The sequence below is a fragment of the Solibaculum intestinale genome (genome assembly GCF_040096205.1).
GTDB lineage: Bacteria > Bacillota > Clostridia > Oscillospirales > Acutalibacteraceae > Solibaculum_A > Solibaculum_A intestinale.
Window position 1 is genome coordinate 1 of the sequence record NZ_JBBMFD010000010.1, and the last position, 13,616, is coordinate 13,616.

Annotated in this window: 16 protein-coding genes; 8 read left to right on the forward strand and 8 right to left on the reverse strand. The window is 46.7% G+C overall.

The features are described 5' to 3' along the window. The 3 genes from mobV to WMO26_RS07150 form a co-directional block, all read right to left on the reverse strand. A partial coding sequence (mobV, locus tag WMO26_RS07140) for a MobV family relaxase (RefSeq protein WP_349219259.1) occupies nt 1-419 on the reverse strand: 419 nt, incomplete at its 3' end. 183 nt (nt 420-602) lie between these two features. Then, a complete protein-coding gene (locus WMO26_RS07145) occupies nt 603-998 on the reverse strand; it encodes a replication initiator protein A (protein ID WP_055154055.1) in 396 nt (131 codons plus the stop codon). 111 nt (nt 999-1,109) lie between these two features. Continuing rightward, a complete protein-coding gene (locus tag WMO26_RS07150) occupies nt 1,110-1,523 on the reverse strand; it encodes a cysteine-rich VLP domain-containing protein (protein ID WP_349219362.1) in 414 nt (137 codons plus the stop codon). Nucleotides 1,524-1,720: 197 nt separating this feature from the next. Here WMO26_RS07150 and WMO26_RS07155 point away from each other — a divergent pair, with 197 nt between their 5' ends. Genes WMO26_RS07155 through WMO26_RS07190 form a run of 8 tightly spaced genes read left to right on the forward strand, consistent with a single transcriptional unit; the run spans nt 1,721 to nt 8,115 of the window. Next, nucleotides 1,721-2,551, forward strand: a complete 831-nt coding sequence (locus tag WMO26_RS07155; protein WP_349219260.1) for a helix-turn-helix domain-containing protein — start codon at nt 1,721-1,723, stop codon at nt 2,549-2,551. Continuing rightward, nucleotides 2,548-3,024, forward strand: coding sequence for a very short patch repair endonuclease (locus tag WMO26_RS07160; protein ID WP_349219262.1), 477 nt, complete (start codon nt 2,548-2,550; stop codon nt 3,022-3,024). Before WMO26_RS07155 ends, WMO26_RS07160 begins: the two co-directional genes overlap by 4 nt. 50 nt (nt 3,025-3,074) lie before the next feature. Continuing rightward, a complete protein-coding gene (locus WMO26_RS07165; RefSeq protein ID WP_349219263.1) occupies nt 3,075-3,284 on the forward strand; it encodes a helix-turn-helix domain-containing protein in 210 nt (69 codons plus the stop codon). 12 nt (nt 3,285-3,296) lie between these two features. Next, a complete protein-coding gene (locus WMO26_RS07170; RefSeq protein WP_349219265.1) occupies nt 3,297-4,493 on the forward strand; it encodes a DNA cytosine methyltransferase in 1,197 nt (398 codons plus the stop codon). Beyond that, nucleotides 4,480-5,214 carry a PmeII family type II restriction endonuclease gene (locus WMO26_RS07175; RefSeq protein WP_349219267.1) on the forward strand — a complete coding sequence of 245 codons (735 nt, stop codon included), beginning with the start codon at nt 4,480-4,482 and terminating at the stop codon, nt 5,212-5,214. The genes WMO26_RS07170 and WMO26_RS07175 overlap by 14 nt, the downstream gene beginning before the upstream one ends. A gap of 25 nt (nt 5,215-5,239) precedes the next feature. Further along, entirely contained in the window at nt 5,240-6,334 is a 1,095-nt protein-coding gene (locus WMO26_RS07180; RefSeq protein WP_349219268.1) for a DNA cytosine methyltransferase, read from the forward strand. A 4-nt stretch (nt 6,335-6,338) separates the two neighbouring features. After that, entirely contained in the window at nt 6,339-6,962 is a 624-nt protein-coding gene (locus WMO26_RS07185) for a hypothetical protein (RefSeq protein ID WP_349219269.1), read from the forward strand. Beyond that, nucleotides 6,955-8,115 (forward strand): GmrSD restriction endonuclease domain-containing protein, encoded by a 1,161-nt coding sequence (locus WMO26_RS07190; protein ID WP_349219271.1) that lies wholly within the window; start codon nt 6,955-6,957, stop codon nt 8,113-8,115. Before WMO26_RS07185 ends, WMO26_RS07190 begins: the two co-directional genes overlap by 8 nt. Before the next feature lie 287 nt (nt 8,116-8,402). Here the strand turns inward: WMO26_RS07190 and WMO26_RS07195 are convergent, their stop codons facing one another. From WMO26_RS07195 to WMO26_RS07215, 5 genes are all read right to left on the reverse strand, one after another. Then, nucleotides 8,403-10,106, reverse strand: a complete 1,704-nt coding sequence (locus WMO26_RS07195; RefSeq protein WP_342680308.1) for a recombinase family protein — start codon at nt 10,104-10,106, stop codon at nt 8,403-8,405. 84 nt (nt 10,107-10,190) lie between these two features. Next, a complete protein-coding gene (locus tag WMO26_RS07200; protein ID WP_177940580.1) occupies nt 10,191-10,469 on the reverse strand; it encodes a hypothetical protein in 279 nt (92 codons plus the stop codon). A gap of 9 nt (nt 10,470-10,478) precedes the next feature. Continuing rightward, nucleotides 10,479-11,363 (reverse strand): ParB/RepB/Spo0J family partition protein, encoded by an 885-nt coding sequence (locus WMO26_RS07205; protein WP_349219273.1) that lies wholly within the window; start codon nt 11,361-11,363, stop codon nt 10,479-10,481. Further along, a complete protein-coding gene (locus WMO26_RS07210) occupies nt 11,360-12,619 on the reverse strand; it encodes a relaxase/mobilization nuclease domain-containing protein (protein ID WP_349219275.1) in 1,260 nt (419 codons plus the stop codon). The genes WMO26_RS07205 and WMO26_RS07210 overlap by 4 nt, the downstream gene beginning before the upstream one ends. Before the next feature lie 94 nt (nt 12,620-12,713). After that, complete coding sequence (locus WMO26_RS07215; RefSeq protein ID WP_177940577.1) at nt 12,714-13,016, reverse strand: plasmid mobilization protein; 303 nt, start codon at nt 13,014-13,016, stop codon at nt 12,714-12,716. Nucleotides 13,017-13,616 lie beyond the last annotated feature (600 nt).

The window sequence follows — 13,616 nt, forward strand, 5'->3', positions numbered from 1 at the left end:
TTTGTCAGCGGAACAAAGGTCAAATGCAGGTGGGGCGTTTTCTCGTCCATGTGTACCACCGCCGACACGATATTTTCACGTCCTACCCGGCCAATGAGGAAATCTGCCGCCCTTTGGAAGAACGCCTGTATCTCCTTTGGGGATTTCCCCTTGAAAAACTCCGGGCTGGCGGTTATCAGCGTATCGACAAACCGTGTGCTGTCTTTCCTTGTCCGGCATCCGGCCTGCTCGATACGGCTCTGAATGAAGTGGTAATAGCGTCCCTCCGGCTTGACGATATGGAAATTGTATTTACTCCGGCTTGTGTCAATGTCGGGATTGCTGGCGTATTGTTCTTTCTGTCTTTCATGATGGGCTTCCAGCGGCCTTGCCGGGTTGCCCTTGTGCTTCTCAAACCGCAAAATTGCGTGTTGTGCCATTCTGCTCCTTTCCCCATTCCTTTCCTATCCGGGGTTTTCCACAGGGAAAATCCCGCCGGAATTATCTCTGATACGATAGGAATGGAATGGATATAAATAAATCATTTTAATCTTTGTATTTCTATATACCGTCCGGTTTTCGTACTTCAGGGGGGCGGTTTCCGTACTTCATGGGTACGGTTTTCAGCCCTCCGGCGTACCAGAACGGGATTTCTTGAAGTCGGTGTTTGGAACCGCTTCATAGGATTTTGGGAAAATGCGGTTGGGTTTTCCACAGCCCTGCTTCTGGATCTCCACCAGTCCGGCGTATTGCAGTTCCCGCAGGGTGTTCACCGCTTTCTGCCGCCCACAGTGGAGCAGGTCAACCACCTCACAGATAGGGTAATACAGGAAAATCCGTCCGCAGTCATCCGCCCACCCATTCTTGCGGGATAACTCTGTCCGGCGCAGGATAAAGGCGTACAGAACCTTTGCCTCGTTAGACAGGGGTTTGAATGTGGGGGCTTCAAAGAGAAAATTCGGGAGCCGGGTGAAGCTGAACGCCTTTTCCGGCTGATGGATATAGATGGTATTTGTCATAGTTCGTTTTGTGGACGGTTAGAAGCCCATTTTCCGGGCCGGGCGATACTTTATACCACCTGCCCCGGTTTGGGGCTTGCAAAGCCTGATAAATCAAGGATTTTTTCTCTCCTAACTGTCCACAGCAGACCTCCTTTTCCGTTCACTTTCTGTTTTCTGCCGCCTGTGAACTCTGGCGGCACAGCCGGGGCAGTATTTTGCCCGGTTGGATTTAGGGACGAACACACCGCCGCAGACCGCACAGCGTTTCAAGTCCTTATCACGGAAAATCTCGGCTTCCAGCGTCCCGTCCAGCGGCAAGACCGCCCAGCGGAACCACTTACAGCAGACCGAGAAAGAAGCCGTCTGCGGGCAGGTGCAGGTGTCCCCATCGTCAAGGACAATGCAGTTGCCGTCCTCACAGCAACAGCACTCCCGGCGTATCAGGCTGGCCGCCTGTTTTCTCTGCGCCGGTGTCATGCGGTAAAGGGAACCGTCCGGCCTGCGCTCCAGCGACGGCAAAGTTTTGATGGAATGGATGCTGATCCCTCTTTTCTTGTTGTATTCAACCGGTTGTGAGATCAGTTTATCATGAAAAAATGCAATTCCCGTTTTTCTGCGGAAATTGCATTTGTGCCATCGTGTAGACTTTGAAAATTGTAAATCTGCAATCAGGACTATTCCTAAATGCGGCCCGGTATGGTAAACTGGAAGGGAAGAAACACAGGCAAGGAGGGGGAAATATGGCGGCAAAACAGCTTGAGGGGCATCCGGGTGATCGGATTGGCGATCTGAGGACGAATTTGGGGATGACAAAGAAAGAATTGAGCCGGAAAACTGGGATTGACGCATCCCAGATTACCCGCATTGAAAACGGCACCCTCAAAACGATCAGCAGCGATTATCTGATAAAGCTGGCAAAGGAATTGAAAACATCTACCGACTATATCCTCGGGCTTACCACTGTCAGCGTCCCAAAAAGTTATGATATTTCCGAATTGGGCTTGTCAAATGAAGCGGTCAAAGGGCTTGTGACTGGCGCGATTGATGTGGAAATCCTCAACCGCCTGCTGGAACACAAGAGTTTCCCCCGGTTAATCCATCTGATCCGGGTTTACTTCCAAGATACGGCGGCGAGGGGGATTATGGCACGCAACCAGCTTATTGATATGGCAACGGCTTCCCTGTCTGACCTGATGAAAGAACGCCCGGAATATCGGGCAGGAGCAAAGCCGGATTTGCAGCTTTTGAACGCCCAAAAGCTGGGGGAGCATGAAGCGGAACTTGAAAAAATCAAAAATGTGTTCCTTGCAATCCTGCGGGATATTAAGAAAGATATGGACAACGGGGAACAACCGGGAGAAGTCGCCACCGCTGCGATGCTCCAAACCATGAGGGACACGCTGGCGGAGCAACAGCAGGAGCCGATGACAATGGATGATGTTGCCGGGATGGTTGCCGGCCAGCTTGGGCAGCTCGTCCCAATGGACGAGGAAACGGCGGAGCAGTTCCGGCAGTTGGCAAAGAAGATGATGGAGCAGGCAGGCGGTACACAAAACGAGGAAGAACCATGAGCGATGTAATGACCCCGGAGCAGCGGAGCCGGGCAATGAGCCATATTAAGGGGAAAGATACCAGCATAGAGGTATTATTGCGGAAAGCCCTTTGGCATAAGGGTATCCGATACCGGAAGAACTATAAAAAGCTACCCGGCACCCCGGATATAGCGATAACCAAATACAGGATTGCTATCTTTTGTGACAGCGAGTTTTTCCACGGCTATAATTGGGAGATCAAGAAGCAAAAGCTGGGGAACAACCGGGAATATTGGATTAAAAAGATTGAGCGCAATATGGCCCGTGACCGGGAAAACGACTTTAAGCTGATTGCAATGGATTGGGTACCCATGCACTTTTGGGGGCAGGAGATACAAAAGCGGACGGAGGAATGTGTAGAAGCTGTCGAAGATTTGATTTTCGAGTTGCAGATGATGCAGTTTGATGGTATGATAGAGGATATGAGGGACTGTGTTGAAGATATAAAATAATATTTTTATATCTTCAACTTAAAAATTGATAATTTACAAGGAGTACCCTTATGACCATATCAGAACAGATTAAGGTGCTGTGCGTACGCTCCAATATCAGCGTTGCGGAACTTGCAAGGCGCATGGGGACTACGCCGCAGAACTTCAACTCAAAAATGAAACGGGAGAGCTTTACCATCTCCGACTTGGAATATCTGGCGGAAGCAGTAGGGTGTTCTTTTGAACGCCATTTTGTCCTTCCAGATGGCGAAAAGGTTTAACAGGAGGGCATTATGGATTTATTGCGTTTCAAAGATAACGCCGCGAACCGGGATGTGATTTCCCTGTTTTCCGGGGCGATGGGGCTGGATATTGGCCTTGCAAAAGCCGGATTGAATATCGTAATCGGGCAGGACTTTGACCCCGCCTGCGTCGCTACCATGCGCGCAAACGGACATAAGGTGCTGGGTGGGGATATCCGCGAGATTGATGAAGCGGATCTGTTGGAACAGACCGGGCTTAAACAGGGGGAACCCTTCCTTATTTGCGGCGGCCCGCCTTGCCAGCCGTTTTCAACCGCTGGCAAGCGGATGGGGATCAATGACCCGAGGGGAAGCCTGTTCATGGACTTTATCCGCATGATTGACTATATCCGCCCCCGCTTTTTTATCATGGAAAATGTTAAGGGGATCATGTCTGCCCCGTTAAAGCATATCCCGCTGGCAGAACGGGATAAAAACGACCCGGAACAGCAGTTGGGGACGGTATTGGATGTTATCCTTTCCGAGTTTGGGAAGCTGGGCTACAAAACCGTGTACGGACTGTTGGATGCAGTCAATTACGGTGTCCCCCAATTCCGGGAAAGGTTTGTCTTGATTGGGAGCCGGGATAACGAGGACATTTTCCTGCCTTTCCCGACCCATTTCCAGATGCACCAAGACCCGCAATACCGTTGGCGCACTCTAAACGATACGATCCGCGATTTGGAATATGACTGTGGGGAATGTGCCGCATTCAGTAAGGATCGCCTTGCATACCTCCGCCTTGTCCCGGAGGGTGGGAATTGGCGCGATCTCCCGGAAGATGTGCGGAAAGAGGCAATGGGCGGCGCTTATGGTTCCGGCGGCGGGAAAGTCGGCTTTTACCGGCGGCTGTCTTATAGCCAGCCTTCCCCGACATTGGTTACTTCCCCGGTACAAAAAGCAACCATGATGTGCCACCCGACACAAGACCGCCCCTTGAGCATCCGGGAATATGCCCGCATCCAGCAATTTCCCGATAATTGGAAGTTCATGGGGACAAGCGCAGCGAAATACCGTCAGATTGGCAACGCCGTCCCGGTGGGGCTGGCGTTGGCGCTGGGAAAAGCGGTGCTTTCCGTTGCGGATCAATCTGCTGAAATCCGTACAAAACGGTTTAGAGGGACGGACATCCATCAAAAGCTGAAACAAGCCATAGAAATAGGAGGAAGCTGCTATGCCCATAAATAATAGCTACAACGAAGAAGCCATCGTAAAAGCGATTGCAACTGCGCTGGATAGTTTTTACACGAACTTAATCGGCAACATTGACAAGCTCAACATCAAAAAGGTCATGAAGCGCAAGAACCCGTACCTGTTCCGGGCAAAAGCCATGAACGGGGCAGCGCAGATTATTGATGCAATCCTCGCGGCTTTTGTGTCCTCGTCCGAGGAAACGATTTTCGGGAATGTATTCTTTGAGCCGATTGCCACCGCAGCCGCACAGGGGCAGAAAGCGTTGGCGGAAGGTGTGGATATTATGGTGGAACGGGATAACACCATCTATGCCATCGCAGTAAAATCCGGCACAAGCGTTTTCAATGCGGACAGCCGCAAAAAGCAGGAACAGAACTTCATGGCGGCAAGCAAGCTGGCGCAGCAGGCGAAGAAACGCTTCGTCCCGATTGTCGGCTACGGCTATGGGAAGAAGAAAACCTCTACCCGTGGCCTTCCCAAGTTTTACATGGAATTGGCTGGCAAGGATTTCTGGACAGAGCTGACCGGCGATGAAGAATTCTACATAAAGCTGATCCGCTTCATGGATAAGCTGCCGGAAAAGTATGTAGAGGAATTCGATGCCTCCTATCAAAAAGCCGCAAACCGGCTCGTCCGTGAGTTTACCCAAGAATTCTGCTTTGAAGATGGTAGCATTGATTGGGAGAAACTTGTGGAGTTTAATTCGGGGAATTAAAATAAACTTGTTGGGAGAGAAGAAGATGGATGTTGAAGTGTTTTCTTTTTTCTCTGGATTGGGTTTTTTGGATTTGGGATTTGAAAATGCCGGTTTCAACATCGTCTTTGTTAATGAGCACGATAAACGTTTTTTGAGTGCATATCAATATGCGAGAAGAAATAGCGGGCATACTCCGGTCTATGGATATAGCGAAAACGATGTTAGGGATTATCTATCAGATACTCTATGGAACAAGACTTTTCCCAATTATAACAATCGAGAGAATAAGTTGATCGGCTTTATTGGTGGCCCACCTTGCCCAGATTTTTCTACAGCCGGGAAGAACGAAGGCGAGAAAGGGGAAAATGGGCAGCTAACATCTGTGTATGTAAAACTTATAACTAAATACAAACCAGACTTTTTTGTGTTAGAAAATGTGAAAGGCTTGTTTCAGACAAAAAAGCACAAAGAGTTTTATGAACGTATGAAGCGCAAGCTTTACAGGGCAGGCTATTCCCTATTCGATTCATTGGAAAATGCATTAGAGTATGGCGTGCCACAATATAGGGATAGGCTTGTTCTGATAGGATTACTTAGAAGTAGGTTTGGGCAACATTTAGATTTTCAGATTGGACACCATCGCCAATATACGATGGAGGAAATTCAAAAAATCAATTGGCCTCAAATTGCGCCATTCGAAGAAAGCGGAGACTTATGCAAGCCAGATGGCCTTATAGATGACTTAACTGTTGAAAATTGGTTTACTCGAAATGATGTACGGCATCATCCTAATGCAAACGATATATTTGCGGTAAAAAGTATCTCCAAATTCACTTCTATTCCTGAAGGGGATTCTGGTGGAAAATCTTTCAAGCGTTTGCACCGATGGAGATATTCTCCAACAGCGGCTTATGGAAATAATGAAGTCCATCTTCATCCATACCTGCCAAGAAGAATTAGCGTGGCAGAAGCATTAGCAATTCAATCATTACCGGCGGATTTCTCCTTGCCTCCTGATTTGCCACTTTCGGCAAAGTTTAAGATGGTGGGAAACGGTGTGCCTTATCTTTTGGCGTTTGGTATTGCAAAGGATCTTTCTGAATGGATTGAGCAGTTTTTACATAGAATAGAGGAATAAAGCCATGATTACACAAGAGGTTCTTAAAGAAGACCTTCTGACATTGGAACCAAAGGCCTTTTATCTAAAACATATTGTCAAGTCACATAATTGGTACTTTTCTGAGTATCTCCATGTGCCATCAGATGAGATTGTAGATAAAATGGATTATTTTAAAGAAATTGTTTCTACAAATTTAGGAATCAACTTTCATAGCATGCAGATAGTGGGAAGTGCAAAGACAGGGTATAGCTTATCCCCTAAAAAGGTTTTGCAGCCATTTCATAATCGTGATAGTAGAATGGATTCATCGGATATAGATATTGCCGTGATCTCCGAAAAATTATATTTGCATTTCTGGACGCTTTTAAGGAACACAAAAGGTATATATAACCAATATTATTACAAATATTTGACTGCATCAATTTTTCGTGGATATATCAATGATAAAAACCTTCGGAATATTGATGGCATTCGTGAAGAGTGGGATGATTTAGTGGCCCCTATAAATGTGGCATTACAAGATAAGTTGCGCTTTGAGCATCCGATTACCTATCGCATTTATAGAAGTTGGGAAGATTTAGGGGAATATCAACTGATAGGCATATCTAAGGCGAGAGCTGCTTTGGAGGGAAAGAAAAATGTTTAGCTTTAATGACAACAGGAAAACTGTTAATGAAATATTTACAATGTTCGATGAAGGAAAACTAATTGTCGATGACACCTACCAGCGGCGCTCTGTATGGAGTGAAAAAGATAAGGTTCGGTTAATTGAAACGATTTTGCTTCAATTGGTTATCCCTGAACTTTTTTTCTGGAAAGCAGATACTGATCCAGAAACAGGTGTGTCAACTACCCATATCGTTGATGGGCAGCAAAGAATAAAGGCAATCTACTCTTTTATCAATAACGAGTTTAAGCTCAAACCGCAATACTTATTAGATGGCAGTATCAAGGCGGAATATTCTAATAAGTACTTTAAGGATTTGGATGCAGAAACAAGAAAAGCTTTTTGGAATTATCAGTTGATGATAATAGAAATTGATTCCAAGGCAACTCGGGATGATATAATAACAATGTTTAATCGTCTCAATCTTACAGATTATAGCCTTAACGATCAAGAAAAACGAAACAGCGTTTCCGGCGAGTTTGCTGCACTTGCGCGAGAACTATCAGATAATCCGTTATGGGATGAAAAACGGCTATTTACTGGGCCAGATGTAAAGCGCATGAAAGATGTCGAATTCTGTGCATCTATTGTGTTGCTATACCGCAAAGGAATAATCGATCAAACAGATCAATCTGCCCTTAACCAAGCGTATGAAGAATTGCAGATTGGCTACAAAGATGCAGAACGTGATAAAGAAGCAGTTTGTGCCGCAATAGAAACAATTTCATTGTTTTTTGTATCAGACAGCGTCACAAAATTTCTGCGAAGAAAAGCGCAGCTTTATACATTGTTTTCTGTTGTCTTTTATATGCAGCGCGAAAACATCGAAATTGAGCAATGCCAAAAAGATCATTTGGAATCATTTGTCAAACTATACTCTATCTTTGACAATGATATGGATTTAACAGGAGAAATTAGCGACCAAGAAAAGACCCTATTTGACTGGTTGAAGAAATATAAGCTCGCATCTTCCGAAGGGCTAAATAAACACACCAATCGGATGATTAGATATAATGTGATGAAAGATTTCCTCTTCGGATTAACAGACGAACTTGAAGCGGCACAACTAACCCTATATGAAAAAATGCAAGCTAATTCAACTGTTGTCGTAAAGGAAGACCCCGAAGACTAATTTTATTACAACAGGTTCATATCCCCGCTGCCACTCACGAAACCGCCCAGCTTTTTGCTCATCCCCATCCGCAAAAACCTGCCCGTTTTCCTGGCGGGCAAAACAAGCGTTTCCATCCGGCGAAACCCTCATTTTACCCGCCAGCCGTGACAGCAGGTATAACACACTACACTTTGCAAGCAAAGCCGTGTGCCAAAGGGGCATCCCCTTAGCCAACGCCAGATAAGGAAGTTTTTATGTAGGGGTACGGTGTAACTCAGTAAAATGGGTTGCACCGTATTCTTTTGTTATGCTACAAAGCGGAAGTCCTGCGGGTTTTCCCGTATTTCCTTCATCATAGCAAGGATTTCCTGTTCGGTAGGAATATCGATCATTCCCGCCGCCGTAAAATAAATATCCACCTTTACAAAACAGTGGCCACTTGACTTGTCATTGTTGTGTACTTCGATCCGCTCAATCAATGCGTTTACAAGCGTTGGGGTAAGCTCCGTAATATCCGTCAGTTCACGCAGGGTACGGAGCAGCAGCCTTAAATCTGTAACCTTCTGCTTCGCTTCCTGTAATGCCTTTTGACTGTCGGCAACCTCCTGTATTAAGGCTTTCTGCTCTTTTTCGTAGCTTTGGAGCATTTTGGAAAAGCGCTCATCGGAGAGTATGCCGCTTGCGTTCTGCTCGAACACCTTTTCAATCAGCCTGTCGATTTCGGCAATTCTCCTTGTACCCTGTTCCACTGTCTGTTGGAGTTTTTTGTGTTCTTTCTGCCGCATAGCGTTGGTTTTCTTCGCCAGCATATACAGAAATACCGTTTCGTGGCACTTCACGAAATCCGCTAAACCGCTGATGGCTTCAAACACAATCTTTTCAAGCACAACATCTCGGATATAGTGGATTTTGCAAGCTCCTCTGCCGTCCTTGTAGTTGGAACATCTCCAAAATTCCTGATTGCGTTTCAGGCTCTTAGCAGCACAGAAATGCAGCTTTGCGCCGCAGTCGGGGCAGTACACCAATCCCGAAAACAGGCTTGTTCTGCCCGTAGCTGTCGGTCTGCGGCGGTGTTTGCGGAGTTCTTGCACCCTTAACCATTGCTCCTCTGAGATAATCGGTTCCTGCATATCCGGAATGATCTGATGTTCCTCCGCTGGCTTGTAGACGGTTTTATGCACCTTGTAGCTGACGGTGGTGGTCTTGAAATTCACCGCACAGCCCGTGTACTGCCTGTTTTCAAGAATACCGACAACGGTTTTCTGATCCCAACAGTACGGATTAGCCGGTACTTTTTGTGCGTGTGATCTGCCGACACTTTCGTAATAAGCAGAGGGAACAAGAATTTTCTCTTTTTCCAACTGTCTTGCAATCTGAGATGGGCCACGCCCTGCAAGGCAGAAAGCATAGATTTTGCGTACCACTTCGGCGGCTGGCTCATCAATCAGCCATTTCTCTTTATCATTCGGGTCTTTCCTGTACCCAAACGGAACAGAAGAAGATACCCGTTTGCCGTTATCCGCTTTGGACTGCCATACCGCACGGATTTTCTTAGAGGTCTGCGCCGCATACCACTCGTTGAAAATATTGTGAAAGGGCATCATTTCCACGCCGTCTCCGGTCAGGGTATCTACTCGCTCCTGTATGGCGATAAAGCGAATGCCCAGCGACGGATACACTACCTGCGTCAGCCTGCCCATTTCCACCTGCTCACGCCCGAAGCGGGAGAGGTCTTTCACGATGATTGTGCCGATTTTTCCGTTCTCTGCCATACGCTCCATACGCATAAAATTTGGTCTTTGGAAGGTTGTACCCGATACGCCGTCGTCCACGAAAAACATGGTGTTGGTGTATCCCTCTTTTCGGGCGTAGTCCTGCAAAATCTGTTTTTGGTTGGTGATGGAGTTCGACTCCTCGTCCTTGTTGTCATCATCCACGGATAAGCGGCAGTAAAGCGCCGTGATTTTTTCATCTGCCTGCCCGTTTAATTTCGTTGCTGTTGTCATCATTCGTTTTCTCCTTTCCGACAACAGGGCATAGCAAAGGCATATTGATCCTACTATACCCTGTTGCCTTTTTCTACTGTGTGACTGTTAAATCAGCTTTTCGGACAGGATCAGTTCCTTGAATTGTTCCATAACGCATTGTCTGCCTTTCGGATTAAAGTGCGTAGAGATTTCATAGATTGTCCCACCGATCTTCAGCTTGAAATTATCCTCCCCAAAACGGCGCATCCTGCTGTAATCAAGAGTGCGTTCCTTGCTGCGGGGCAGCATATAATCCACAAGACAAACCGGCTCGTTTCCGTCTATCGGCTCAGGCGGCAGAGCATATATGACTTCGTTATTCGAATAAATATCTATTTTCTTCATATCTCCACCTTACCTTTCGTCCCGGCTTCTACGGCTTCGTTCCAATTTTCTGTTGTAGTCGTACAGCAGTTTTAAAATGGTATCGGTCATTTGTTTCTGCGTGTAATTCTTCGGGAAAAATGCCTTTAAATCCTGCACCTTAAAGCTGATACGCTCGGTCTGATTTGCTTTTTCCTCGGACATAATCTCATAGATACTTTCCAAAGAAAGCGTACCCTGCTGCGCCGCTTTCTTCATACGGATACTCTGTGCGTGAGAAGGGGTGCAATCGTTCAGGCGCATAGCGTCCAGCAGGATTTTCTGCTGTTCTTCGGACAGATAGGAAAGCTCAACGGCGGGGCTGAGCGCAATCCCGCCCTCGTCTACCTTTTGGAGCAGTTCGGGAATGAGGTGGGTTAAGCGGATATATCGGAATACTTTATTTCGGCTTTCGCCTTGTTCCTTGCCGATTTCGGCGGCGGTATCCGACTTTGTCGCAACTTGCGATAAAGTTAAGTCCGTGCGTTTGCCCTGTGCTTTCATTGCCTCCATTTTCATTTTGTAAGCAAAAGCTTTTTCGCTTGGGAGTATCCGTTCACGGTGGAGATTGCTGTCTACCACCGCAATCATCGCTTCGTTTCGGTCAGGGGGATAGATCAAAACAGGCACTTCGGAAAGTCCTGCTTTTATAGCGGCGTGTAGTCTGCGGTGTCCGCTAACCACTTCATATTCGTCCGTATTTTCAATCGGGCGGACGATCAGCGGACAAAGTATGCCTTGTTCTTTGATACTTTCGGTCAGCACCTCCATATCCTCATCGTCCAGCACCTGAAAGGGATGTCCCTCAAAGGTGCGGAGCTTATCCACCCCGATATTCGCCGCCTTTTTCTTCGGCGGGTTGATTGTATTTATCATCGTTCATACCTTCTTTCTTTGTGCTTCATTGTTACGGCAATTTCCATCTGCCGCTCGGTTTCGAGCAGTTTTTCAAATCTCGGTATCTTTTCGAGAATTGCCCGTGCGATGGACAGTTCTTTTCGCAAAGGCTTGATTTTTGCGGTAATATCCCTCGCTTCGGTGTTCAGCGATTCGCTTTTCTTATGGCGGTTTCGGTTATATATTGACTGCCTTTCCTTTTCCAAAGCGGAGATTTGCGCCCGTGTTTCGCTGATAAAAAAGGCAAGCTCCTGCGGAGAATCAATCTGCTTCTCGCACAGGAATCTGTATTCTTCAAGGGTTTTATCCAGTTTGGCAACCTCCCGCCGCATTTCGGGCGAAAGCAGGCGGGGAGCGGCAGGAGCAATATTGTTGCCTGTGATCAGCTTGCATAATTCGATAATCAGTTCAAACAATACCTGTATGCCGTCCATCTTTTTCATTTTGCGGTACTCGATTTCAAGCAGAAGCAGCGGTGTATATTTCGGCTTATGGAACGGAACATAGCCGACATATCGTTGATTATCCAAGAGTCGTTCACGGATAGCGGCAGGCATATATTCCTTGCCCAAGCGGTCTAAGCGGACTGCCCTCTGCCAGCTCGGCGCTTTGACGGAATAGTGGGCAAAGTGTTCGTCACGCCGTATCTCGTAGCCCATATCTTTGAGGCGTATCTCAAAGGCTTTGAAGTTGGTGGACTGGGCAAGAGCGGTGTCAATATCCGCCTTTAACAGTTCACGGTGCGACACACCGCCGCTCTGCTTCAGCCGGTATTCCTTTTTCTTCCCGCCATAAAATTCAGCTTCTTTTAAAATGCTTTTGCCGTATTCCAGACATACGGCGTCGGAGATTTCACGGAGCCTGTGGTGATCGGAGATATGGTTTTCAAACTTCCTGCCGGTCTTAAAGGATACGGAGTTTACCACAAAATGGTTATGGAGATTATCGGTATTGAGGTGGGTGGTAACAACAATTTCATATTCCTTGCCCCACATACGCCTTGCGGTTTCCAAGCCGATTTTGTGTGCTTCTTCGGGAGTTACTTCTCCCGTCTGAAAGCTCTGATACCCGTGATACGCCACATTGCCCCCTGTTTTACCGAAGCGCTTTTTTGTTGCTGTCATACGCTCATAGGCTCTTTTAGCGTTGCAGTTGATACCGCTGACATGCATACGCTCATCGGTCTTTCTATCATTGGAAACATACTGCAAGGCGGCGTAGAGATCGCTGTCCACATACCTTTTGTCGATGGTTTTATCGGGGTTTTCCGCATAGTCGATCACTTCCTTCAGCCTGCTTTTCACAGGCCAGTATCCCGTTGTCGCCACATCATACCACTATCCTTTCCTTTTGCGGTAAGATAAGTTCGGCGGTTATCTCATCAATCAAAGAGATAATTTTTTCTTCCGTGTCTGCTGAGATTTTGCCTTCGCATACCACACAAAGCTCATCTAATTTATCATTGAAAGAGAAGAATATTTCGGGTAAAACAGCTCTCGGCATATATCCCAAAGCTCGCTGCCTGAGATATTCTGATACAGAGAGACCGCACCTTTCAGCGTTATGCTCAATCATATTTTTCTCTTTTTCGCTGACACGGATAAACAGATTTTTATTTTTAACTTCGTTCATAACATCAGTCCTTTCTTTGATTTTTCAAGGGGTATTAGGGGTGCCCCCTAAAGTGAAATCGGCTCTCAAAGCCGATTGGGAGGGAAACTGTCAATACAGTTTCCCTGCTTGTTACAGCATACGACATCTCTGCTGTCTTTCCCGTGGGTGTTTTGCCGGTCTGCCTGAATGTCGTTTTTCTATTCCTGCCCCGGAGTCTCACCGCAGCGTTATTTCGCTCTCTCTGCTCACACAAGAGGTCTTGGCAAAATCATATCCCATCCAGCCGGTCATTCAGTTGTAACCGGCTTTCGGGTAACAAAAAAAGCCGGCACACAAATGCGTACCGACTTACCGCCAAAAGGATAAACTTATCCCTTGCGGTAGTGGCTTCACATTCATGTAACCGGCTTTGAAATTCAAAGTCGAAACTGTCCTTTACGCTTTTCTTACTGCCGACAGTCCAAAGCAGTTTCAGAAGCGGCGGCATTTTCTCTTAGCATACCGCAGGCATTATCCGGCTCACAGCCGTCATCCCAAATCTGTGAAGAAAGATATTCAGTTGTCGCTCTCTTTTGATATTTTTTTATTATACACCACAGAACAAATGTTTGTCAATAC

What these genes read in the sequence shown, in the direction of transcription:
- WMO26_RS07145 (WP_055154055.1), bottom strand. Translation starts at nt 998, where the DNA reads ATGACAAATACCATCTATATCCATCAGCCGGAAAAGGCGTTCAGCTTC.
- WMO26_RS07155 (WP_349219260.1), top strand. Translation starts at nt 1,721, where the DNA reads ATGGCGGCAAAACAGCTTGAGGGGCATCCGGGTGATCGGATTGGCGAT.
- WMO26_RS07160 (WP_349219262.1), top strand. Translation starts at nt 2,548, where the DNA reads ATGAGCGATGTAATGACCCCGGAGCAGCGGAGCCGGGCAATGAGCCAT.
- WMO26_RS07165 (WP_349219263.1), top strand. Translation starts at nt 3,075, where the DNA reads ATGACCATATCAGAACAGATTAAGGTGCTGTGCGTACGCTCCAATATC.
- WMO26_RS07170 (WP_349219265.1), top strand. Translation starts at nt 3,297, where the DNA reads ATGGATTTATTGCGTTTCAAAGATAACGCCGCGAACCGGGATGTGATT.
- WMO26_RS07175 (WP_349219267.1), top strand. Translation starts at nt 4,480, where the DNA reads ATGCCCATAAATAATAGCTACAACGAAGAAGCCATCGTAAAAGCGATT.
- WMO26_RS07180 (WP_349219268.1), top strand. Translation starts at nt 5,240, where the DNA reads ATGGATGTTGAAGTGTTTTCTTTTTTCTCTGGATTGGGTTTTTTGGAT.
- WMO26_RS07185 (WP_349219269.1), top strand. Translation starts at nt 6,339, where the DNA reads ATGATTACACAAGAGGTTCTTAAAGAAGACCTTCTGACATTGGAACCA.
- WMO26_RS07190 (WP_349219271.1), top strand. Translation starts at nt 6,955, where the DNA reads ATGTTTAGCTTTAATGACAACAGGAAAACTGTTAATGAAATATTTACA.
- WMO26_RS07195 (WP_342680308.1), bottom strand. Translation starts at nt 10,106, where the DNA reads ATGATGACAACAGCAACGAAATTAAACGGGCAGGCAGATGAAAAAATC.
- WMO26_RS07200 (WP_177940580.1), bottom strand. Translation starts at nt 10,469, where the DNA reads ATGAAGAAAATAGATATTTATTCGAATAACGAAGTCATATATGCTCTG.
- WMO26_RS07205 (WP_349219273.1), bottom strand. Translation starts at nt 11,363, where the DNA reads ATGATAAATACAATCAACCCGCCGAAGAAAAAGGCGGCGAATATCGGG.
- WMO26_RS07215 (WP_177940577.1), bottom strand. Translation starts at nt 13,016, where the DNA reads ATGAACGAAGTTAAAAATAAAAATCTGTTTATCCGTGTCAGCGAAAAA.